Annotated in this window: 17 protein-coding genes; 7 read left to right on the top strand and 10 right to left on the bottom strand. The window is 71.1% G+C overall.

The features are described 5' to 3' along the window. Positions 1 to 80 precede the first annotated feature (80 nt). Positions 81 to 2,912, bottom strand: coding sequence for a glycosyl hydrolase family 95 catalytic domain-containing protein (locus tag ACFHWT_RS20370; protein WP_416596270.1), 2,832 nt, complete (start codon positions 2,910 to 2,912; stop codon positions 81 to 83). 172 nt (positions 2,913 to 3,084) lie between these two features. Further along, on the bottom strand, positions 3,085 to 5,967 hold the full coding sequence (locus ACFHWT_RS20375) for an AfsR/SARP family transcriptional regulator (protein ID WP_416596271.1): 2,883 nt from the start codon (positions 5,965 to 5,967) through the stop codon (positions 3,085 to 3,087). A 134-nt stretch (positions 5,968 to 6,101) separates the two neighbouring features. Between ACFHWT_RS20375 and ACFHWT_RS20380 the strand changes: the two genes are divergently transcribed. From ACFHWT_RS20380 to ACFHWT_RS20390, 3 genes are all read left to right on the top strand, one after another. Beyond that, positions 6,102 to 6,965 carry a hypothetical protein gene (locus tag ACFHWT_RS20380; protein ID WP_416596272.1) on the top strand — a complete coding sequence of 288 codons (864 nt, stop codon included), beginning with the start codon at positions 6,102 to 6,104 and terminating at the stop codon, positions 6,963 to 6,965. A gap of 566 nt (positions 6,966 to 7,531) precedes the next feature. Further along, a complete protein-coding gene (locus ACFHWT_RS20385) occupies positions 7,532 to 8,716 on the top strand; it encodes an acyl-CoA dehydrogenase family protein (protein WP_416596273.1) in 1,185 nt (394 codons plus the stop codon). Between the two features lie 313 nt (positions 8,717 to 9,029). After that, positions 9,030 to 10,697 carry an ArnT family glycosyltransferase gene (locus tag ACFHWT_RS20390; RefSeq protein WP_416596274.1) on the top strand — a complete coding sequence of 556 codons (1,668 nt, stop codon included), beginning with the start codon at positions 9,030 to 9,032 and terminating at the stop codon, positions 10,695 to 10,697. A 116-nt stretch (positions 10,698 to 10,813) separates the two neighbouring features. Here the strand turns inward: ACFHWT_RS20390 and ACFHWT_RS20395 are convergent, their stop codons facing one another. From ACFHWT_RS20395 to ACFHWT_RS20415, 5 genes are all read right to left on the bottom strand, one after another. Then, positions 10,814 to 11,560 carry a PRC and DUF2382 domain-containing protein gene (locus tag ACFHWT_RS20395; RefSeq protein WP_416596275.1) on the bottom strand — a complete coding sequence of 249 codons (747 nt, stop codon included), beginning with the start codon at positions 11,558 to 11,560 and terminating at the stop codon, positions 10,814 to 10,816. 154 nt (positions 11,561 to 11,714) lie between these two features. After that, positions 11,715 to 12,146 carry an HIT family protein gene (locus tag ACFHWT_RS20400; RefSeq protein ID WP_416596276.1) on the bottom strand — a complete coding sequence of 144 codons (432 nt, stop codon included), beginning with the start codon at positions 12,144 to 12,146 and terminating at the stop codon, positions 11,715 to 11,717. A gap of 9 nt (positions 12,147 to 12,155) precedes the next feature. After that, positions 12,156 to 12,674 (bottom strand): hypothetical protein, encoded by a 519-nt coding sequence (locus ACFHWT_RS20405; protein WP_416596277.1) that lies wholly within the window; start codon positions 12,672 to 12,674, stop codon positions 12,156 to 12,158. Continuing rightward, positions 12,671 to 13,117 (bottom strand): DUF305 domain-containing protein, encoded by a 447-nt coding sequence (locus ACFHWT_RS20410; protein WP_416596278.1) that lies wholly within the window; start codon positions 13,115 to 13,117, stop codon positions 12,671 to 12,673. Before ACFHWT_RS20410 ends, ACFHWT_RS20405 begins: the two co-directional genes overlap by 4 nt. A 69-nt stretch (positions 13,118 to 13,186) precedes the next feature. Next, positions 13,187 to 13,879, bottom strand: a complete 693-nt coding sequence (locus ACFHWT_RS20415; protein WP_416596279.1) for a DUF4386 domain-containing protein — start codon at positions 13,877 to 13,879, stop codon at positions 13,187 to 13,189. A 188-nt stretch (positions 13,880 to 14,067) separates the two neighbouring features. Here ACFHWT_RS20415 and ACFHWT_RS20420 point away from each other — a divergent pair, with 188 nt between their 5' ends. Next, positions 14,068 to 14,637, top strand: a complete 570-nt coding sequence (locus ACFHWT_RS20420) for a hypothetical protein (protein ID WP_416596280.1) — start codon at positions 14,068 to 14,070, stop codon at positions 14,635 to 14,637. A 17-nt stretch (positions 14,638 to 14,654) separates the two neighbouring features. On the opposite strand, the gene ACFHWT_RS20425 is transcribed toward ACFHWT_RS20420, so the two are convergent. After that, positions 14,655 to 15,887 (bottom strand): endonuclease/exonuclease/phosphatase family protein, encoded by a 1,233-nt coding sequence (locus ACFHWT_RS20425; protein ID WP_416596281.1) that lies wholly within the window; start codon positions 15,885 to 15,887, stop codon positions 14,655 to 14,657. Between the two features lie 303 nt (positions 15,888 to 16,190). On the opposite strand from ACFHWT_RS20425, the gene pyk reads away from it, so the two are divergent. The 3 genes from pyk to ACFHWT_RS20440 all read left to right on the top strand — a co-directional run bounded on the left by pyk (position 16,191) and on the right by ACFHWT_RS20440 (position 19,085). Continuing rightward, positions 16,191 to 17,639: a pyruvate kinase gene (gene pyk, locus ACFHWT_RS20430; protein ID WP_282231341.1), complete on the top strand. Its 1,449-nt coding sequence runs from the start codon at positions 16,191 to 16,193 to the stop codon at positions 17,637 to 17,639. A gap of 47 nt (positions 17,640 to 17,686) precedes the next feature. Further along, complete coding sequence (locus ACFHWT_RS20435; protein WP_282234711.1) at positions 17,687 to 18,517, top strand: acyl-CoA thioesterase; 831 nt, start codon at positions 17,687 to 17,689, stop codon at positions 18,515 to 18,517. Positions 18,518 to 18,623: 106 nt separating this feature from the next. Continuing rightward, a complete protein-coding gene (locus ACFHWT_RS20440; RefSeq protein WP_278170058.1) occupies positions 18,624 to 19,085 on the top strand; it encodes an RrF2 family transcriptional regulator in 462 nt (153 codons plus the stop codon). A gap of 21 nt (positions 19,086 to 19,106) precedes the next feature. On the opposite strand, the gene ACFHWT_RS20445 is transcribed toward ACFHWT_RS20440, so the two are convergent. Next, positions 19,107 to 20,618 carry a pyridoxal-dependent decarboxylase gene (locus ACFHWT_RS20445; RefSeq protein ID WP_416596282.1) on the bottom strand — a complete coding sequence of 504 codons (1,512 nt, stop codon included), beginning with the start codon at positions 20,616 to 20,618 and terminating at the stop codon, positions 19,107 to 19,109. A 13-nt stretch (positions 20,619 to 20,631) separates the two neighbouring features. Continuing rightward, positions 20,632 to 21,729 (bottom strand): LacI family DNA-binding transcriptional regulator, encoded by a 1,098-nt coding sequence (locus ACFHWT_RS20450; protein ID WP_416596300.1) that lies wholly within the window; start codon positions 21,727 to 21,729, stop codon positions 20,632 to 20,634. Positions 21,730 to 21,810: the final 81 nt, after the last annotated feature.

The raw sequence follows: 21,810 nt of genomic DNA on the forward strand, positions 1-21,810 counted from the left end.
CGAGATTCGTCAAGGCGTTGGCTCGTCTTGCGGAACCATCCGGACAAAATCCTGCCCGCAGCGGCGGCCGCCGGGTGATGTCAGGTCGACGTGCAGACCAGGTCGGTCGGTGGATTGTTCGTCCCGCCGACGCTGGCGAGGAACCCAAAGGTGGTCGAGCCGCCGGCCGGCAGTGATCCGTTGTAGGACACGTTGGTGACCCGTACGTTCGCTCCGCTCTGCGTGTGGGCTCCGCTCCACATCTGGTTGATGACCTGCCCGTTGGGGAACGTCCAGGTGACGGCCCAGCCCTGGATCGGCGCGGCCCCGGCGGTCACGGTCACCTCGCCCTGAAAACCGCCGGGCCACGACCCGGTGATCGCGTAGGTCGCCCGGGCCCCGGACGGCGGGGGAGAACTGCTCGGACTCAAGGTCGGGGAGAGGGACGGGGTCGGCGAGACCGACGGGGTCGGGCTCGCCGACAGGGTCGGTGTCGGTGTCGGTGACACGCCGGGGCGCGCGAGGCGGTAGGTGCGTCCGGCGTGGACGGCGAACTGGACGACGTCGGTCTCCGGCCGGGTGGCGCTCGGCGTGCTGCCGTCGGTGACGTCGGTGAGCGTGAAGCTTCCGGTGAACAGCCGGGCCCGCAGCCGTACGGTGCCGTCGCGGTCGGCGCGGACGTGGAACTCGTCGGCCTGGCCGTCGCGCCACGCCATCGCCACGGTGTAGCCGCCCCGACCCCGCAGCCCGGCGACCTGCCCGCCCGGCCAGGCGGTGGGCAACGCCGGCAGCAGATGCAGCTCCCCGTTGTGGCTCTGCAGCAGCATCTCGGCGATCCCGGAGGTGGCGCCGAAGTTCCCGTCGATCTGGAAGGGCGGGTGCAGGTCGAACATGTTCGGTGCCAGCCGGTCGGTGCGGACCAGGTCGCGCAGCAGCTTGTGGGCGCGGGCGGCGTCCTCCAACCGGGCCCAGAAGTTGATCTTCCAGGCCAGCGACCAGCCGGTGCCGTCGTCGCCCCGGATCTCCAGGGTCCGGCGTGCGGCCTCGAACAACTGGGGCGTGCCCCGCCGGGTGATCTGGTTGCTGGGGTGCAGTCCGTAGAGGTGGGAGACGTGCCGGTGGTTACGCTCCGGCTCGACCCAGTCGGCCAGCCACTCCTGGACGTTGCCCCGGGAGCCGATCCGCATCGGCGCCAGCCGGTCCCGGGCCGCCCGGACCTGGGTCCGCAACGTCGGATCCACGCCGAGGACCTCGCTGGCCCGGGCGACCCCCTCGAACAGGTCCCGCAGAATCTGGTTGTCCATGGTGGGCCCGGCGCAGACGCTGGCGTCGCCGTGGTGGGCGATCTCGGGGGAGTTCGACGGGTTGGTGACCAGGTAGCCCAGGTTCGGATGGGTGACCAGCGTGTTGAGGAAGAACTGGGCGGCACCCTTCATCGCCGGGTAGTTGGTCTGCAGGAACGTGACGTCGCCGGTGAACTGGTAGTGCTCCCAGACCAGGGTGGCCAGCCATGCGCCACCGGTGGGCCACATGCCCCAGAACGCGCCGTCGACCACCGAGGAGCCACGCCACCCGTCGGTGTTGTGATGCGTCACCCAGCCACCCGCGCCGTACTGCGCCTGCGCGGTCCGCGCGCCGCTGACGGCCAGGTCCCGGACCATGTCGAAGACCGGCAGGAAACATTCGGAGAGGTTGGTCGTGTCGGCCGGCCAGTAGTTCATCGGCAGATTCGCGTTGATCGTGTACTTCGAGTCCCACGGCGGGGTCATCGAGTCGTTCCAGACGCCCTGCAGGTTGGCCGGCTGGCTGCCCGGCCGCGACGACGAGATCAGCAGGTAGCGGCCGTACTGGAACAGCAGCGCGGAGAACTGCGGGTCGTCGACGCTCGCGTGCTGGGCGATCCGTACGTCCGTCGGCTGGTCGGCCGCCGCCGTGCGACCCAGGTCGATCGACACCCGGTTGAACAGCGCCTGGTAGTCGGCCAGGTGCCGGCTGCGCAGTTCGTCGTGGCCGACGGTACGGGCGGCGTCGAGGTGGGTGCGGGCGATGCCCTGGTAGTCGCCGTCGACGGCGCGGAAGTCGACGTAACTGGACCCGATCGAGATCAGCAGCGTGACGCTGGTCGCTCCCGACACCCGCAGGGTGCCCCCGGAACTGCTGACCGTCCCGCCGGTGGCGACGGCGGTGGCCAGGGCGAGGAAGCGCACCGATCCGGTGACGCCTTCCATGCTCCCGGAGGTGCCGTCGAGCGCGATTGTCGCCGGGTCCGGGCTGGCGACCGAGCTGCGCTGCGGGCTGTCGAAGGTGGCGGTGAAGGTGATCGCATTGGCCCGGTCCGCGGTCAGCCGTACCACGATCACCTGGTCCGGTGTGCTGGCGAACACCTCCCGCTGGTACCGCACGCCGCCCAGCGTGTACGAGGTGGTCACGGTGGCCGTGGTGAGGTCGAGCGTGCGGTGGTACTGGGCCATTCCGTTGGCCGAGCCGAAGGCGAGTCGCAGGTTGCCGACCGGCTGATAGGCCAGCTGTCCGCCCGGCGAGCCCATCATCGTCTGGTTGATCAGGTTCTGCGCCTGGGTCCACTGGTCGGCGAAGACCAGCCGGCGGATCTCGGCCAGCGCACCGGCGCCGCGCGGGTTGGCGGAGTCGTAGGGGCCGCCGGCCCAGATGGTGTCCTCGTTGAGCTGGAGCCGGTCGGTGTCGACGTTGCCGAAGACCATGGCGCCGAGTCGACCGTTGCCCAACGGCAACGCGCGCAGCCAGTCGGCGCCAGCCGGTTCGTCGTACCAGAGCGCCATGTCGTCGGCGGCCCGCACCTGCGGTGGCGTCGCCGGGTCCGCGCGGGCGATGGCGGTCCACCCGGCGGGCAGCAGGACGGCACCCGCGCCGGCCGCCCCGGCGGTCAGGAGTCCTCGTCGGGTCACTTCAGACATGGTGGGTTCTCCAGAGTGGTCGGTACCGGGCGATGGTCGCGGGCAGGTCGATCCGGTCATTTAGAGCATCGAAATCGATCATTGTTAACGCTAACGTTCAATATGGTCGAGTGTCAACGATCTGCCCGATCCGCCCCGCGCGGTGACGTGGCGGGCACCCGTCCCCAGCGTTTCAGCGCAGCGACGTTGCCGGATGCGCCAGCCGGGTGCGTACGGCGGCGGCATCCGGGTGGCCGGCCTCCGTCAACAGCACCAGCGCCGCCGCCCAGTCGCCCCGGGCCGGGTCGACCTGGCCGCAGGCGTACCGGGCATCGCCGAGGTCGACCAGGGTCTCCGCCTCGCCGCCCCGGTCGCCGATCGCCCGGAACAGCCGCAGCGCCCGCTCGTGGCAGTCGACCGCCGCGCGATGGTCACCGGCCGCCGCCTCGGCACAACCGGCGGTACGCCAGTTGGTGGCCGCCCCGTGCCGGTTGCCGAGCTCGGTGTTGATGGCCAGGGCCTGCCGGCACAGCTCACGGGCCTGGTCAGGCTCGCCGAGGCGGATCCGGGTCCAGGCGATGTTGTTCATCGCCCGCGCCTGACCGGTCAGGTGTCCGGCCTGCCGGTACAGCTCCAGCGACCGCAGGTCGTAGTCGAGGGCGTCGGCATCGCGGCCCTGCCGCTCCCGCACCCGGGCGAAGTTGACATTGGTCTGTGCCTGATTGGCCCGGTCCCCGACGGCCACGAACAGCTCAAGCGCCTGCGTCAGGTGCCGGGCGGCCTCGTCGGTGCGGTCCAGCTGGGTCAACGCCCGACCCAGGTTGCGGTGCAGGTGCGCCTGCGCCGCCTGGTCACCCAGCCGCACCGCCGACGGCAACGCGGCACCCTGCACGGTCACCTGGTCGTGCCACAGTGCCCGCAGGTTGACGTAGCTGGTCAGGCTCCAGGCCAGCTCCCAGGCGTGCCGGTCCCAGCGCCCGCGGGCCGCCAGATCGACCGCACCGAGCAGCACCCGGTGCTCGGCCACCAGCCAGCTCATCGCCGCCGCGCCGTCGGCCAACGCCGGCACCACCACCCCGGACGCCGGGCAGTCCAGCAGGATCGGGTCCCGGTGCGGGTAGAGCAGCCGGTCGGCGGCGTACGCGGTGTGCAGCAGGTGGTCGAGCAGCCGCCGGGTCGCGGCCCGCCGCCGCGTCGCCGGCTCCTGCGCCTCGGCCAGCTCGGCGGCGTACGCCCGCAGCAGATCGTGCAGCACGTACCGCCCCGGCGAGTGCTCGGTGACCAGGCTGGCGCGGGTCAGCACGGACAGCAGCCGCCGGGCGGCGGGCACCGTTTCACCGGCCAGGCTCGCCACCGCCGGCACCGTCAGCTCCGGCCCGGGATGCAGCCCGATCAGCCGGAACAGCCCGGCGGCGGCCGGGTCGAGCGCCCGGTACGACCAGGAGAACACCGCCCGAACGTCGGCCGCCGGATCGCCAGCGTCGAACGCGTCGAGGCCGGCACCGGCCTCGGTCAGCTCGGCGGCCAGGTCGGTGAGGGTGACCGTCCGGTTCACCACCACCCGCGCCGACGCGACGGCCAGCGCCAGCGGCAGCCGGGCACACCGGTCGACGATCTGCTGTGCGGCGGCCGGCTCCGCCCGTACCCTTTCCGGCCCCAGCCGCCGGGCGAGGAACCGTCGCGCCTCGGCGTCGGTGAACAGGTCGAGGGCGACCGGCCGGGCCCCGTCCACGGCGACCAGACCGCCCAGCTGGCCCCGGCTGGTCACCACGGTGACGCAGCCCGGCGCGCCGGGCAGCAGCGGGCGGACCTGTTCGGCGTCGCGGGCGTTGTCCAGCACGATCAGCATCCGCCGGTCGGCGACCAGGCTGCGGTAGCGGGCGGCCTGCGCGGCCAGCCCGATCGGCACCCGTTGCGGGGCGACCCCGAGCGCGGCCAGGAATCCGCGTACCACCTCGGCGGGGTCCAGCGCCGCACCGGCCGGGTCGAACCCGCGCAGGTTCACGTACAACTGTCCATCGGGGAACCGGTCGACGCTGCGGTGCGCCCAGTGCAGCACCAGACTGCTCTTGCCGACCCCGGCGGTGCCGGTGACCACCGCCAACGGTGGCTGACCCGGGTCGTCGATCGGCAGCGCGTCCAACTCGACCAGCGCGGCGACCCGGCCGGTGAAGGCCGTCGGCGCGGCCGGCAGCTGACGTGGTACGTCGGCCGCCTCCGGCGCGGCGCGCGGGGCCGGAGTCAGAGCCGCCTCCGAGGGTGCGGCCGCCTCCGGGGACGCGACCGCCGTCCCCAGTGCCGGGTCCGCGGTCAGGATCCGGTGGTACGTCTGCCGCAGCGCCGCCGCCGGATCGGTGCCCAGTTCATCGGCGAGCCGGGTACGGACCACCTGGTAGTGCCGCAACGCCTCGGCCTGACGGCCGGCCCCGTACAGCGCCCGCATCAACTGACCGGCGATCCGCTCGTCGAGCGGGTTCTCGGCGGCCAGCGCGGTCAACTCGCCGAGCAGGTCGGCGTGCCCACCGGCGGCCAACCGCAGGTCGACCAGGTCCAGTCGGGCGGCGAGCCGGTCGGCGGCCAGCGCGGTGCGTACCGTGTCGAGCCAGGCCGACTCCAGGGTGCCGAACGGCGTACCGCGCCACAGCGACAACGCCCGCGACAGCAGCGCCGTCGGATCGTCGACGGTCGCCGACGTCGCGTCGGTCCGCGCGGCGGTCGTGCCGGCCCGGGCCCGCCGGACCAGCTGGCCGAACTGCTGCAGGTCGACCAGGGCCGGGTCGACCTGCAGCAGGTAGCCGCCGGACCGGCGGACGATCCGCACCGGCTCGGCCGGGGCCAGCACCTGCCGCAGCCGGGACAGGTAGCCGGCGAGCGCGTTGCGGGCCCGCTGCGGTTGCCGGTCGCCCCAGACCCGGTCCAGCAGCCGGTCGGTGGGCACCAGCCGGTTCGCGTCGACCAGCAGCGCGGCCAGGACGCAGCGTTGCCGGGCGTGCCCCAGGTCGAGGTCGACCCCGTCGACCCGCACCGTCACCTCACCGAGGACCAGCAGCTCGACCTGCACCCGCGCCGTCTCCACCTCTGCAGAATGCTCCGCTTTTCGCGGCTGAGCAGCCTATTTAACGACTGCCGAAACATTTCCGAAGATCCACCGGTCACCGTCTGGATCGACGGCACACGCCAGTCACCTCGATCAATCCGAAAAGAGGAGCGATGAACACGAAACACCGTCGCACCGGTCTGCGCGTGGCGGCGCTGCTCGCCACCCTGACCGTCGGTGCGGCCGCCCAACTCGTCGCGACCGCGCCGGCCGCTGCGGTCAGCGGCCTGTTCCGGACGACTCACCTGGCCACCGCGACGAACTCACAGTCACCGAAGTTCCGGGCCGCCGAGTGCCCGGGCGACACCCGGGTGATCGGTGGCGGCGCCCAGGTGACCGGACCGGCCGCCGGGTCGATCCGACTCAGCGCCCTGCAGCCGGTCAGCGGCCCCGGCCAGACCGACCGGTACGAGGTCTGGGCGGACGAACCGCCGGGCGGCGTCAGCGGCAACTGGGCACTGGAGGGGTACGCCATCTGCGCACCGGCGGCTTCCGTGCCCGGCTACAACATCGTCCCCGGGAACTCCACCTACTCCTCGTCGCCGACCCGCAGCACCGCTGCGGGCTGCTCGGGCAGCCAGCGGGTGATCGGCACCGGGGCGAGCATCACCGGTGGCGGGTTCGGCAACGTCGGCCTGCAGATGTCCCGGGCCTCCGGGCCGTTGGACATCGCCCGGGCCGCCGCCGCCGAGGACGGCGCCTACTCGGGCAACTGGCGGGTCACCGCGTACGCCATCTGCGCGAACCCGGTGGGGGCGGCTGCCGAAGGGTCGGTGCAGACCGGGGTCGCCTCGGCGAACCACACCTGCTCGTCCAGCACCGAGGAGGTGCATTCGGTCGGTGCGGCCACCGGGCCCGGTGCCTCCGGGCAGACCTTCCTGAGCTCGCTCTACCCGAACGCCGGCCTCAGCACGGTGCACCTCACGCTGACCGGTGTGCCCACCGATGGTCTGGCGATCCAGGCGATCTGCGCCTGACCCGACGGCCACGGTGACCCCGGGGCCGGCGGAGCCGACCAATCTCACCGAACGAACCGGACCGATGGGCCGCAGGAGGCATCCGCCACCTGCGGCCCGTCAGCACCCGCGGCCCACCAGGAATCCCTCATGTCTCCCGCAGCGCCGTCTGTGCCGGCGTCGGCGGGGGGTTGTCGGCCGGCCCAGACATCCGCAGGGCCAACCGTGACCAGGACGCGTGCCAGGTGCACCGGTTTCATTCGCGACTTCGGCTACCGCGACCTGGTGTCACGCGGCTTCGACGTCGCCGACGAGACCCGGTCCGGCGACACATCCCGGACCATGTGTACGACAGAGGCGTACAATAATACTCCTCCCTGCAAAGGGTCGGTCGTTCGGTTTTTTGGAGAGCCTTCTGCCAGGCTGTAGGCACTGTGGTTAATTCGCCTCGTGTATGCAATAGAACTCGGCAACTTGAGAGAAGTTGGCTAATGTAACAGCGTGTCAAAGTTGTTAATGCCGGTGATTAATCGGCATCGAGCTTGGAGGGAAAAGTTCCTTCCTCGCCATCCTCTTGGGGAGCATTGATGACGGCTATCGAGGCGCCGCCGGGCGCCGAGCTCGTCCGCCGGGCAACCGAGCTGGTCCCGCTAATCCGCAGGCACGCAACATGGCAGGAGGAAAATCGGGTCCTGCACGAGGAGGTTCTCCAGGAAATCGCCGATGCCGGCCTGATGAAGATGCGGGTACCGATCCGCTACGGCGGCTTCGAGTCCGCTGTGGGTACGGTCTGCGACGTGATCGCCGAGCTTGCCCGCGGCGACGGCTCCGTGGGGTGGACAGTGAGCACGATGACGATCAGCTCATGGTTGGCCGGCTTGTTGCCGGACGAGACGCAGGACGAGATCTTCGCCGACCCCGACGTCCTCATCGGCAGCAGTGTCAGCCCGAACGGTGTCGCCACGCCGGTCGAGGGTGGGGCGGTCCTCAACGGCACGTGGGCGTTCAGCACCGGTGTGCTGCACAGCCGGTGGTTCATCCATTCGGCCGTGCTGGCCGGCGCGGACGGCGAACCCGCTCCGGTGATGGTCGCTGTGCCTACGTCAGACATGACGATCGTCGACGACTGGCACACCGTGGGTCTGCGCGGTACGGGTAGCGTGACGACCATCGTGTCGGACCTGTTCGTCCCTGAGGGGCGCATTCTGCCGATCGCCCCCTTGGTGTTGCAGAACCAGCACCGTTCCCGGCTGAATGCCGGTTCACTGATGTGGAGAGCGCCTTTCTCTCCAATTACGGCAGCTGGTGCCGCCGCTGTCCCGTTGGGCATGGCCAAGGCTGCGCGAGACGCCTTCTTCGAGCAACTGCCGAGCCGTAGGATCGCCTACACCAACAACGAACGCCAGGCCGAATCCGCCCTCACCCACCTGCAGGTGGCTCGGGCTGCGATGAAAATCGACGAGGCCGAGTTCCATGTGCGCCGCGCCGCCGAGCGAGTGGATAGCAAGGTCCGCAATAGCGAGTCCTGGAGCATTCAGGAGCGTGCCCTCGCGCGCATGGAGTTGGGTATGTCCACCCAACTTGCAAAAGAGGCGGTGGAAATCCTCAACACCGCCAGCGGTGGGTCGTCCATCTACTCGGACAAGTCGATGCAACGCATTGAGCGGGACGTCCAGACGATCAGTCTGCACGGCGTCGTGCACCCGGACACGAACCTCGAGCTGTACGGGCGCGTGCTGTGCGGGCTGGAGCCCAACACACACCTGATCTGAAGATGGCCGTGTCCGGCAGGGGTGCCCGGGTTACCTGAACACCCTGCTCGGTCTCCGCCACAGGGTCCGCACCGCGGGCGGAACCGCCGCCGGCAGGCAAAGCCGGCGGCGGTTCCGCGTTCCCCGGCTGGCTGAGTGGGCTCGCCAGCGGTTGAGCGAGGTACAGCCGGCAGAAGGCGACGGGGGTATCGCCCAAGCAAGGTGACGGTCGCGGCCGAGTGACGGGGTAGGCTGCCGGCCCGTGAGCCTTTTGCGCAAGTCGGGGGTCCTCGACCGGGATGTCCCCGTCACCTCGGATGACCATCCGGCAACGGTGACGGAGAGATCGGATCGGCCCGGCTGGCTGCGACGGCACCGACGTTGGTGGTATCCGCTGGTCGTGGCGCTGCTGCTGGGGCAGATGGCGGTCGCGATGGTCACCACCGCAGTGGCGCAGGCGCCGACCATCGACGAGCCGGTGTACGTGGGTGCGGCGGCGCTCTACCTGCAGGGCGGCGGACTGCAGGTCAACCCGGAACACCCGCCGCTGGGCAAACTGATCATCGGCGCCGGCCTGGCGTTCGCCGACCCGTACATCGAGCCGTCCTTCCAGGGCAACCAGACGGACCTCGGCCGGCACGTGCTGTACGAGGCGGGGAACGACGCCGACCGGCTGCTGCTACTGGCCCGGCTGCCGATGATCGGGCTGACCCTCGCGTTCGGGCTGGTGGTCCTCGCGTTCGCCCGCGACCTCACCGGCCGGGCCGGGGCCCTGATCGCCCTGACGGTGTACACGTTCACCCCCGACGTCATCGCCCACGGCTCACTGGCCACCCTCGACGTACCCACCGCCGGGTTCCTGCTGACCTCGGCCTGGCTGCTCTGGCGGGCCCGGCGGCGGCCGTGGGTCTACCTGCCGTTGGCCGGCCTGGCGCTCGGCGCGGCACTGGCCACCAAGATGAGTGCTTTGGCGGCGGTGCCGGTGCTGCTGGCGCTGGCCGCCTGGTCGGTCCGGCACGCGCGGCCGGCCTGGCCGCCTCGTCCGTCCTCACCCCGGGCCCGGCGGTTCGTCGTCGCCGGCGCGGCCGCGACCGCGATCGGACTCCTCGCGCTGCTGACCGTGTGGGCCAGCTACCTCGTCGTCGACCCGCGGCTGCAGACCGTGCCACCAGGCTCGGTTCCCGCGATCGACGGCCTCCGCGCAACAGTGGTCGACTGGCTGCCGTTCCCTGAGTCGTTCCGGGACGGCATGCGGATCCAGTTCGGCTTCGAGGACTGGAAATGGGGCGGGTACCTGTTCGGCGAGACGTACTCCGGTCACCGGTGGTACTACCTGCCGGCCGCGCTACTGGTGAAGACGCCGCTCGGGGCGCTGGCGCTGTGGCTGGTCGGTGCGGTCGCGATGCTGTCGGTGCCCCGGCTGCGCCCGGCCGCCGGGTACCTGCTGGCGCCGGCAGGCGTACTGCTGGCCGTCGCGATGACCGGCTCCCGCGACCTCGGCGTCCGGTACGCGATCGTCGTCCCGGTCTTCCTGGCCGTGGCGGCGGCGGCCGTGACCGTCGTACGGTGGCCGGCCGCCGCCGCCCGGTACACCCGGCCGGCGGCGGCGGTACTGGTCGGGCTGGTCGCGGTCAGCTCGGTCCGCGCGTTCCCGTTCTACCTGCCGTACGCCAACGAGGCGTTCGGTGGCCCGGCCCGCACCTACCACCACCTGCACGACTCGAACGTGGACTGGGGGCAGGACCTGAGCCGGCTGGCCGACCGGCTGCGGGAGCGGTACCCGGACGAGCGGGTGTGGCTGGCCTACAAGGGCGCCGGCGTGCCGGAGTACTACGGCATCACCGCCACCGATCCGCGCGAGGTGCCGCCCGAGGAGGTACGCGGTCTGCTGGTGGTCTCCAACACCTGGGTGGCGACCACCGGCGGTGAGTTGCGCGAGCTGATCGACAGCAGTGAGCCGATCGATCAGGTCGGTCACTCGATCACCATCTTCCGCCGCTGATAGCGATCCTGAAACACGGGAACCGGACTGTTCGGACCGTTCCGGATGCCGGCAATCGATTGGCATCCGGAACGGGATTGCTACTATCCGCGGGTCAATTCACCCGTGAACCCGTCTCAGCTTCCGCGCCGGCTTCGACTGCGCTCCGGGAGTTCTGCCTCGATCCGTTCCGAGCGCAGTTCCTCGTCGACCGCCTGATCCTCGGTCACCTGTTCCTCGGTGAGCCGCACCCGCTCGAGCGGGACCCGTTCCTTGCTCACCACGGGACGCTCGGCGGTCAACGCGAACTCGCGCTCCACGTCACCGATCTCCGGACTTGCGCTACCCCGGTTGTCCTCGGTGATCGGCTCACGCTCCAGCCGCACCTCATCGTGCTCGACCGGCACACTGGTGTGCACGTCTTCGCTGACAACGTACTTGCGGAGCCGCGCCGTGCCGGCCGGCCGGCTCTCCTTGCCGACCCGCAGACGTTCCTCGGACCGGGTCAACTCCTCCTGTGCGACCTGAGCCCTGGTCGGCTCCGGCGGGCTGGGCACGGCCGGCGCGGGTTCGAGATCGTAATGGGCGTACAGCTCGTCGACCTCGGCGTCGCTCAGCGGCTGATCGGCGTCGGTATCGACCTGCGGTGCCTTCTTGACCACTTCCTTGTCGAACGGGATGGAAAGGTGGTCGCGCTCCATTTCAACGGCTTCGAGAGGCACCATCGACTCCCGCCTACCGAAGAGTCCGGTCTTGACGCTTACCCAGTTCGGCTGACCGGCGGCGTCGGTCCAGACCTGGCCGACCGTACCGACCTTCTTTCCGAGGCTGTCCTGGACCGTCGAACCGTACAGGGAGGTGACTTTCTCCTGGGTCACTTTCATCTGAAATCCCTCCTTCTCCAGTCATCGACCGAGTACCCGGCGCCGCTGGCAGCATTCCTTCCGGCCGCCGGCCGCCGGCCGTCGGCCGCTGTGCGTCAGCGTCAGCGTGGTGCTGTTCGCGTCGCCCCTGCGGCCGTCCAACCGGGCTGCGTCGTCACTGCGGACCGGGTCCAGGAGGTAGCGCCGCGGCGATCCGTTCGGCGTACCGCCGGGCCTCGGCGTCGTCGGCGTAACGGCGGCGCGGCCAGAAGAAGCCGCGCAGCCCGTCGCCCCTGGTCCGGGGCACCACATGGGTGTGCAGGTGTGGCACCGACTGGGACACCCGGTTGTTGATCGCGACGAAGGAGCCGCCCGCGCCGAGCCCGGCCTCGACCCCCGCCGCGACCCGCTGCACCAGCGAGAAGTATCCGGCCAGATCGGCCGGCGGCAGGTCGGTCAGCGTGACCACGTGCGGGCGCGGGCTGACCAGCACGTGCCCCGGGAACACCGGCCGGGTGTCCAGGAACGCCACTCCGGCGGGGGAGTCGGCGACCCGCCAGGCAGGGGACTCACCGGCGACGATCCGGCAGAACACGCACCCGTTCACCGCCGCAGCCTAGCCCGGCTGATGCTCGACCAGCAGGTTCCACCGCACGTCCGTGCCGGCCTCGACCCGGATGGTGACCGGCCCGCCCGGGTGGTCCTGGTCGACGTTGCGAATCAGGGTCACCTCGTCGGCGGCACACTGCAGCTCGAACCGCATCCCGGGGTCGAGGAACACCGCGACATCGGCAGCTCCGCTGGCGGCGGCGGCATCCCCACGGCCACCGCTGACGCAGTCGAGGCTGACCCACAGCCGGCCGGCCGGGATCTCGACCGTGTCGACCGACGCCGGACCACTGGTGGCGGTCGCCGAGGCGACGGGCCGGGTGTCGGTCGCCGGGTCGGGCAGCGGCGCGATCGTCGGCGCGGGCGCGTCCGGTGGCGGCTGTGCCGCTGACCGCTGGTTGACCGGGTCGGCGTTGGTGGCGGGTGGGCCGGTGTCGGCCTGTGGCGGGCCGGCGGTGCAGCCCGCCACAGTGCCCGCCCCGCCGACGGCGAGGACGACGCCGAGCGCCGTGCGGACGTGGCTCACTCGTACCGCTGCAGGATCTGCTTCATCTGGTCGATCTCCTCCTGCTGCGATTCGACGATCTGTCCACACAGTTCGATGATCTCCGGGTCGGTGATGTCCGACCGCTCACAGACCAGGATCGCCCGCGAGTGGTGCGGGATCATCGACTTGAGGAACTGCTCGTTGCCGATGAAACTCTCCTGCCGGCCGAAGTAGAACGCCACCCCGAACAGGACGACGAACCCGACCGCGAGGATCACGTTCAGCGTACGGTTGCCGAACATCATCCACATCACCCCGAGCATGATCACCCCCATCGGGGCGACCATCATCAGCGCCATGTAGGTGTTGCTGAGGTTCAGATAGAAGTCGTCGATGGTCCAGATCATCGAGTACGTCAGCAGCAGCATCACTACGAAACTCAGCGTCAACGCGACGCCCAGCCGCAGGTAGCTCCGGTTCATCATCGCCAACTCTCCGTACGTCGTCGGGGCGCGATCGCGGCGATGCGCGTGACTCGCCGCAACCTTCGCTTACCCGCCCTGAGGGTGCGGTAACGCCCGCGACGGCATCTGCCGCCGGACGCCGACAGTCAGCAGGTAACCGATCATCCAGAGCTCGCCGACGGTGGCCGGCGCTACGAGCAGGTCGGCGACGATCTGGGCGTCGGGTGCGAGGTAGAGCAGGAAGCCGCTCGCGAGGTAGCAGACGCCGCCGGCGAGGAGCACCCAGCCGAGTGGCCGGGGCATCCAGCGTGACCGGAGCACACAGGTGCCCATCGGGATGAGCCACAGGCCGAAGAACAGGTTGCCCACCCCCCACAGGTTCTCGCTGGCCAGGTAGAGGGTCTGGACCGTGGTCGCTGCGTCGCCGATCGGCTCGCCGGCGATCTCGACCGCGGTGGCGAGCATCGCCGCGCTGCCCATGATCGCCACCGCGTTGACCAGACCGAACGCGCCGATGCTTCCGGCGGCGAGCGGGTCGGCGGTGCGGAAGAGGCGGTAGAACCAGACGGCCGCGAGTGCCTGGGTGACGACGACGCCCAATTCGAGCGCGATACCGACGCGGGCGAGCGTCTCGTGCCCGACCAGGTTTCCCAGTGTCGCAGCGGGGTCGCCGGTGGCGAACAACTGGGGCCGGACGATCAGAAATCCGAGCATGGCGGTGATGCCGAGGCCCAGATAGAACAGGCCGGTCAGCCGCGCCGTGCGGACCAGATCGCTCATGAGAACCATCTCCTCCTCGTCCTCCGGGCGCCCGTCGACGTCACCGGTCGTCTTACGCTGTAAGGCACAGTAACTTACGGCGTAAGGCATCAGCAAGCGGAGATCGCCGGGAGGCCGGAGCTTGTGGCGGGCAGGCGGCCTTGTGACGGCTTCCTACCCTGAAGCCCGGCGATGCGACGGAGAGTGTGATGTCTCTGCTGGAACACCTGCCCACCATCCTCGCGGTGGTCGTCGGCGGGGTGCTCACCTACGTCGGCACCGGGATCACCGAGCGCAACCGGTGGCGCCGGGAGCAGTCCGTGCGTTGGGACGAGCGGCGGCTCGCCGCTTACGTCGAGTTCGCCGCCACCGCCAAGCAGATTGCCTTGCTCACCTCACGGGTGCTGGCCAGCCGTAGTCTGGTCACCGCGATCAGCCCGATCGGTCGAGAGGAAGGGCTGGCCCGGCTCGGGCAGGCGGAGTCGGACCGGTCCGTGTGCTTCGAGTCGATCCTGCTGCTCGCCGACGGGCCGACCATCGCCGCCGCGCAGGCCCTCACCGAGACGCTGTGGCGGCTGGAGGGGTTCGCCACCGGCGACGAACCGGTCGACGAACAGACCTGGCGGGCCGGGTTCGCCGACTACCGCCGTGCCCGGGCGCGGTTCTACCAGCAGGCTCGGCTCGACATGGGGGTGCGGGCAGTGCAGATCCCGATGAACGCGATCGCCTCCCGCGACGCCCGCCCACCGGGATCGCTCGCCGCCACCGGCACCGACTGACCGCTTGGAATCGCCGCTCAGCAGCGCAGGTCGAGCCAGACGAGCCGGTGGTCCGAGGTGGGGAACCCGCCGGGCAGCGCCGGGTCGTAGTCGCCGACCAGCCGGAACAGCGGATCGTCCGGCGTCGGCCAGAACACCCCGCTGCCCGCGGTGGGTAGTCGGCGGCTGGGCAGCAGGTAGTCGACCCGCAGATTGCCCGGCGTGCCGTCGGCGAAGTCGGCGGTGTCGTAGCGGGGGTCGCCCTCGTGGGTCAGGTTCGCCCCGCCCTGGCGCTGGCTGGCCGCCGGCCCGCCCGCGCTGGTCGGCGGCCGCCGGTCGTCAACCAGCGGATGCCCGGTGACCTGCTGGGCCGATCCCGGGATGCTGTCGCCGTCGTACGGGTCGGAGTTGAGGTCACCGGCGATGACGAACCGGGCACCTGGACGCAGCCCGCCGCGGCGGCCCCGGTCGTCGTAGATGTAACCGGACCGGGCCGGGGTGACGTAGTCGGCCCAGAACCGGATCTCGTCGTGGTTGCGCCGGCCGTTGCGGTCCTCCGGGCCGTCGAACACCGGCGGCGTGGGGTGGCTGGCCAGCAGGTGTACGGTCCGCCGGCCGATCCGCACCGGCACGTCCCAGTGGCTCTTCGACGACAGCCGCACGTCCGCGAGGGCCTCGGGGGAGTACCAGTCGGCGGGCTCCGGGGTGTCCGGGTCGTCCGGCAGCAGTGCTCCCGGCATGTCACGCCAGCGGAACGTCTGGAAGGTACGCAGCGACCGCCGGTCGATCGGGTGGCGCGAGTAGACCGCCATGCCGTACTGGCCGGGGAACAGCCCGAAGCCGTACGCGTCGTCCGGGCCGCCGACCGTACCGTCGCGGTTGAGGTCGTGCCCGGACGGCACGCCGGTGTTGGACGGGGCGCTGAACCGGTACGGGTAGTGGATCGGCCGGGCCCCGCCCTGGCCGCGGGACAGGTAGTTGCGCTGGAACAGCTCGACGGCCCGCCCCTCGGCGTCGTGGTCGAACTCGTTGATCAGCAGCACGTCGGGGCGGACCCGCTGGATCACCTCGGCGACGTTGGCGGCCTGCCGGTCGCCCAGGGTGGACAGGTCGGCCACCAGGCCGCCGTCGACACCCCGGTTGAGCGAGGCGTTGAAGGTGGCGAACCGGACGCCGCCGTGCCCACCGGCCGGTGTACCGGCTGCCGTCGCCGTCCCGGGCGCCAGTCCTGCCGCCATACCGGTGGCGATCATCGCCATCAGAGCGGTCACCGTTCGTGTCCGTACCCGTTGTGTCACCGTGCCACCCTCCGGTCGTGGGGTGACCAGTTAACCGGATCTATGTGACGGTTCGGCGAATGATCTCCGAACGTCCGGGCGTCGGCCGTCCGGGCGTACCGCGATGGTCAATTACCGCGCTACCCTGAGGGCGCGGTCGTCGATGCCCGCCGGTCCACCGTCACGGTTCCATCCACCAGTACGATGTCTCGCGGAGCGCCGAGCGCTGGTGGGCACTTCCGTTCGGACATCAGACAGGGTCGGCCGATCGGCCGGTTCAGGGGAGAGACTAGCCTCATGGGCGTGACACGCCGCGCAAAGATCGTTTGTACGCTTGGCCCCGCGACCGCGTCCCCGGAGCGTATCCGTGGGCTGGTCGAGGCGGGCATGGACGTGGCCCGGCTGAACTTCAGCCACGGCAGCCACGACGACCACCAGCAGGTGTACCAGCTGGTCCGGGAGGCAGCCCAGGCCTCCGGCCGGGCGGTCGCCGTGCTGGCCGACCTGCAGGGCCCCAAGATCCGTCTCGGCCGGTTCGCCGACGGGCCGCACGAGTGGCGAACCGGCGACTCGGTCGTCATCACCAGCGACGACATCCTCGGCAGCCGGGAGCGGGTCTCCTGCACCTACCGCAAGCTGCCCCAGGAGGTTCGCCCCGGGGACCGGCTGCTGATCGACGACGGCAAGGTGGCCGTCGAGGTCAGCGCGGTGGACGGTAACGACATCCGGGTGCTGGTCGTCGAGGGCGGGCCGGTCTCCAACAACAAGGGCATCTCGCTGCCGAACGTCGCGGTCAGCGTGCCGGCTCTGTCGGACAAGGACACCGACGACCTGCGGTTCGCGCTCGGCCTGGGCGCCGACTTCATCGCCCTGTCGTTCGTCCGGTCGCCCGAGGACATCAAGCTGGTCCACGCGATCATGGACGAGGAGGGGGTTCGCCGACCCGTCCTGGCCAAGGTCGAGAAGCCGGAGGCGGTCACCCACCTGGAGGCGATCGTCGACGCGTTCGACGGAGTGATGGTGGCCCGGGGTGACCTCGGCGTCGAGTTGCCGCTCGACGAGGTGCCGCTGGTGCAGAAGCGCGCGGTGCAGCTGTGCCGGGAGAACGCCAAGCCGGTCATCGTCGCCACCCAGATGCTCGACTCGATGATCGAGAATTCGCGGCCGACCCGCGCGGAGGCCTCCGACGTTGCCAACGCGGTGCTCGACGGCACCGACGCGGTGATGCTCTCTGGCGAGACCAGCGTCGGCAAGTACCCGGTGCTCACGGTCAGCACCATGGCCAAGATCGTCACGACGACCGAGCACGGCTCGATCTCGGTGCCCCGGCTGCAGCACGACCCCCGTACCCACGGCGGTGCGCTCACCTCGGCCGCGTCGCAGATCGCCCGGGCGATCGGTGCCAAGGCGATGGTCGCCTTCACCCAGACCGGTGACACCGTGCGTCGGCTCTCCCGGCTGCAGTGCGAGCTGCCGCTGCTGGCTTTCACCCCGGTCGCCGAGGTGCGCGACCAGCTTGCCCTCTCCTGGGGGGTGGAGACCTTCCTGATGCCGTTCGTGCAGCACACCGACGACATGTTCCGCCAGGTCGACCAGGCACTGCTCGGCCTCGGCCGGGCCAATCCCGGCGAGTACGTGGTGATCGTCGCCGGCAGCCCGGTCGGCACCCCCGGCTCCACCAACACGCTGCGGGTGCACCAGCTCGGTAGCCTTGTCGACGCCGCGGCGGCCCGGGCGTTGCAGTGACCGGTGATCCGGTCGGCGGGCAGGCCGCCGTCGATCAGCTGCTCGAGATGCTCGACCTGAGCCGGACCGGGCCGTCCGCGTTCCGCGGGATGAGCCCCAAGGTGGGGCCGCAGCGGGTCTTCGGCGGCCAGGTCGCCGGTCAGGCGCTGGTCGCCGCCGGGCGGACCGTCGACCCGCAGCGACTGGTGCACTCGCTGCACGGCTACTTCGTCCGCCCCGGCGACGGCGCCGAGCCGATCGACTACGAAGTGGAGAACATCCGCGACGGCCGGTCCTTCTCGGTCCGCCGTTCGGTGGCGTACCAGCACGGCAAACCGATCTTCTTCATGTCGGCGTCGTTCCACCGGCCCGAGGACGGGCTGGACCACCAGGCCCCGCAGCCACCGGACGTCCCGCCGCCGGAGGCGGTACCGACCATGACGGAGCGGCTGGCCCGCTATCCGGAGCGGCTCGGTGTCTGGGCGGTGATCCCCCGGCCGATGGACGTGCGGTACGTCGGCGAACCGGGTCTGGTCGCCCCCGGGGACCGGCCGGCCGACCCGTACCAGCGGGTCTGGATCCGCGCCGACGGCAAGCTGCCCGACGATCCGCTGCTGCACGCCTGCGTACTCACCTACGCCTCCGACCTGACCTTGCTCGACTCGGTGTTGTCCGTGCACGGCGAGGTCTGGGGTCCGGGCGGGGTGATCGGGGCCAGTCTGGACCACGCGTTGTGGTTCCACCGGCCGTTCCGGGCCGACGAATGGTTCCTCTACGACTGCTGGAGTCCGTCGGCCGCCGGCGGGCGCGGGCTGGCCACCGGTCGGATGTTCACCCGCGACGGCCGGCACATCGCCAGCGCTGTGCAGGAAGGACTGGTCCGGCGGGTCGGCGGGTGACCGGGCCACCTGCCTGACCGGCGCTCGGGCGGCGGTGGCCAGGGTGGTTGACCGACGTCGCGGTCGGCCGATCCGATAATGGAAACAGTGCCGTAACCTGAGAGGTATGCGTCTCTCTGCCCGGGTCGACTACGCGCTGCGGGCCGCCGCCGAGCTGGCGGTCGCGGCTGCGGCGTCGGCGCGGGTCGTGTTGACCGCCGAGCAGGTCGCGCGGGCCCAGGGCATCCCGCCGAAGTTCCTTGAGGGCATCCTGCTGCAGTTGCGCCGGGCCGGCGTGGTGCAGGCCCAGCGCGGCCCGGACGGCGGCTACTGGTTGGCCCGCCCCGCCGAGCAGATCAGCCTCGCGGAGCTCATCCGGGTGATCGACGGACCGCTCGCCCACGTGCGGGGCCACCGGCCGGAGGAGCTCGGCTACCAGGGTGCGGCGGTCGCGCTGCAGGACGTCTGGATAGCGTTGCGGGCCAGCGAGCGGGAGATCCTCGAGTCGGTCACCGTGGCCGACGTCGCCACCGGCAAACTCCCCGAGCGGATCCGGGATCTGGCCGCCAACCCGCGCGCCTGGACCTGACCGCCACCTGCCCGGCGACGGTCAGCGCTGGTCGGCGAACAGCCCGGTGGCGGTGTCCGCGATCAGCTTCCAGGCGGCGGCGACGTGCCGTCGCTCGGTACGCGGCGCGCCGACCGCCAGCCGCAAGGTGAACCGGCCCGCCACCCGGGTGTGGGTCAGCAGCACCGAGCCGTTGGCGTTCACCGCAGCCAGCAGGGCGGAGTTGACCTCGTCGGGCTGGCCGCGCAACCGGAAGCAGACCAGTGCGAACGGCCCCGGCGCGACGAGCTCGAACCGGTCGTCGGCGCGTACCTGGTCGGCGAACCAGGCCGCGTGCGCCACCGCCGAACGGATGTGCGCCCGCAGCCCCTGTGCGCCGTACCAGCGCAGCACGAACCACAACTTCAACGCCCGGAAGCGACGACCCAGCGGCACCTGCCAGTCCCGGTAGTCGATCACCGTGCCGGTGTCGCTGAGCTCGTTGCGCAGATACTCCGGCATCACCGTCAACGCCTCGACCAGCTCGGCCCGGTCCGCCACCCAGAACGCGTCGCAGTCGAACCCGGTCAGCAGCCACTTGTGCGGGTCGAAGCAGTACGAGTCGGCCCGCTCCAGCCCGGCGTGCGTCCAGCGCAGCTCCGGGCAGACCGCCGCCGCACCGGCGTACGCGGCGTCCACGTGCAGCCACACCCCGTACTCGGCGCAGATCGCGCCGATCTGCTCGACGGGGTCGACGGCGGTGGTCGAGGTGGTGCCCACGGTGGCGACCACGATCGCCGGTCGTCGCCCGGCGGCCAGGTCGGCATCGAGGGCACGGCGCAACGCGTCCGGCCGCATCGCCAGCGTGACCGGATCGACGTCGATCAGCCGTACGCCCTGATCACCGACCCCGGCGATGCGGGCCGCCTTCTCGATCGACGAATGGCCCTCGGTCGAGGTGTAGACGGTGTAGCCGCCAGCGGTGCCCGCCGAGCGCCAGGTGTCGCCGCTGGCCCGGTGCAGCGCCACCAGGGTGGCCACCAGCGTCGCCGACGACGCCGAGTCCTGGATGACGCCGCCACCGGTGGACCCCGACCGGAACCGTTGCGGCAGGTCGAGCAGTTGGGCCAGCCAGTCGAGCAGCACCGTCTCCACCTCGGTGCAGGCCGGACTGGTGGCCCAGAGCATGCCCTGGACGCCGAGGCCGGCGCTGACCAGGTCGCCGAGCACGCTCGGCGCCGAGGTGTTGGCCGGGAAGTAGCCGAAGAAGCCGGGGTGCTGCCAGTGGGTTAGCCCGCCGACGACCACCCGGTCCAGGTCGGGGAGGATCCGGTCGAACGGCTCGCCGTGCTCCGGCGGCGTCACCGGCAGCGCCCGGGCCACCGTACCGGGCGGGCTCGACGGCCGTACCGGATGTTTCTCCAGCGTCTGCCAGTAGTCGGCGATCCAGTCGACCACCGCGTGCCCGGCCCGGCGGAACTCGTCCGCCGACATGTGCCCGCCGGCCGTGGTGTCCGAGCCGGGCGTGGTGCCTGCGCCCGACGTGGTGCCCGGCGCGGATGCGTCGCCTGCCATGCGGTCGAGTTGATCAGGAATCGGTACGGCGGGCAAGCGCCACCATCGTCTCCGGCCCGGTGCCTGCGACGGCGGTGTCTCCGGCCTCGGCGCCCGGCAGCGCGGCGGCAGGGCCAGGGCCGGTGCTGGCCCGGACGGTCAACCGTGGGTCGAGCAGCGTCGCGGCCGGCACCGCGTCGCCCTGGACCTTGCGCATCAGCAGGCTGACCGCCTGCCGGCCGACCTCCTCGGCCGGAATCAGCACCGAGGTCAGCGCCGGACCGGACCGCTCGGCGACCTCGTCCGGGCAGATCGCCACCACCGAGATGTCGTCGGGAACCCGTCGGCCCAGGGTCGGCAACGCGGCCAGCACGTGTCCGACCGCCGCTTCGTTGTGCACCACCAGCGCGGTGAGCCCCGGGTGCCGGTGCAGCAGCCCGGCCAGTTCGCGGCGTACCGCGTCGTAGTTCTCCTCGCACGGCTGGGCGACCGCCGTGACGCCGCAGCGGGCCGCCGTCTCGGTGAAGCCGGCCCGGGTCCGGTGAGCGAAGCCGGTCTCCCGTTCGTAGACCACCGCCGGGGCTCCGAGCAGGGCGAGCTGCCGGTGGCCGAGCGTGACGAGATGTTCGACGCAGGCCTCGCCGGCCCGGTAGAAGTCCAGGTCGACGCAGGTCAGACCGGCGGACTCGGCCGGAAAACCGATCAGCACGCTGGGCCGTTCGAGCTCACGCAGCAGCGGCACCCGTGGGTCGTGCATCTCCACGTCCATCACCACGATGCCGTCGACCATGGCGCTGACCGCGATCCGGCGCAGCCCGGCCGGCCCTTCGTCGGCGGTGACCAGCAGCACGTCGTGGTCGAACTGTCGGGCGGTGGTGACCACGCTGGTGGCGAACTGCATCAGTACCGGCAGGTGCATCCCGGAGCGCAGCGGCAGCACCAGCGCGATCACGTTCGCCCGGCGGCTGGCCAGCGCCCGGGCCCCGGCGTGCGGGTGGTAGCCGAGGGAGTGGATGCTGGCCAGTACGCGTTCCCGGGTGGTCGCCGAGATCGCCCGCTTGCCGCTGAGCACATAGGACACGGTGCTGACCGCGACGCCGGCGTGCCGGGCCACGTCGGCGATCGTCACCATGTCGGCCCGCTTCCCGGCCCGGTCCCGCGCCGGGCCGGGCCCGGCGGGGTCCGGTCCGGCGCCGGTCGGCTGTGACGGAGT

It is taken from the genome of Micromonospora sp. LOL_021, assembly GCF_048060215.1.
GTDB lineage: Bacteria > Actinomycetota > Actinomycetes > Mycobacteriales > Micromonosporaceae > Micromonospora_E.

Excerpts from the sequence above, each read along its gene's own strand:
- ACFHWT_RS20410 (WP_416596278.1), bottom strand. The coding sequence starts at position 13,117 with ATGAACCGGAGCTACCTGCGGCTGGGCGTCGCGTTGACGCTGAGTTTC.
- ACFHWT_RS20380 (WP_416596272.1), top strand. The coding sequence starts at position 6,102 with ATGAACACGAAACACCGTCGCACCGGTCTGCGCGTGGCGGCGCTGCTC.
- pyk (WP_282231341.1), top strand. The coding sequence starts at position 16,191 with ATGGGCGTGACACGCCGCGCAAAGATCGTTTGTACGCTTGGCCCCGCG.
- ACFHWT_RS20420 (WP_416596280.1), top strand. The coding sequence starts at position 14,068 with ATGTCTCTGCTGGAACACCTGCCCACCATCCTCGCGGTGGTCGTCGGC.
- ACFHWT_RS20435 (WP_282234711.1), top strand. The coding sequence starts at position 17,687 with ATGCTCGACCTGAGCCGGACCGGGCCGTCCGCGTTCCGCGGGATGAGC.
- ACFHWT_RS20440 (WP_278170058.1), top strand. The coding sequence starts at position 18,624 with ATGCGTCTCTCTGCCCGGGTCGACTACGCGCTGCGGGCCGCCGCCGAG.
- ACFHWT_RS20385 (WP_416596273.1), top strand. The coding sequence starts at position 7,532 with ATGACGGCTATCGAGGCGCCGCCGGGCGCCGAGCTCGTCCGCCGGGCA.
- ACFHWT_RS20395 (WP_416596275.1), bottom strand. The coding sequence starts at position 11,560 with ATGAAAGTGACCCAGGAGAAAGTCACCTCCCTGTACGGTTCGACGGTC.
- ACFHWT_RS20450 (WP_416596300.1), bottom strand. The coding sequence starts at position 21,729 with ATGGTGACGATCGCCGACGTGGCCCGGCACGCCGGCGTCGCGGTCAGC.
- ACFHWT_RS20370 (WP_416596270.1), bottom strand. The coding sequence starts at position 2,912 with ATGTCTGAAGTGACCCGACGAGGACTCCTGACCGCCGGGGCGGCCGGC.
- ACFHWT_RS20415 (WP_416596279.1), bottom strand. The coding sequence starts at position 13,879 with ATGAGCGATCTGGTCCGCACGGCGCGGCTGACCGGCCTGTTCTATCTG.
- ACFHWT_RS20445 (WP_416596282.1), bottom strand. The coding sequence starts at position 20,618 with ATGGCAGGCGACGCATCCGCGCCGGGCACCACGTCGGGCGCAGGCACC.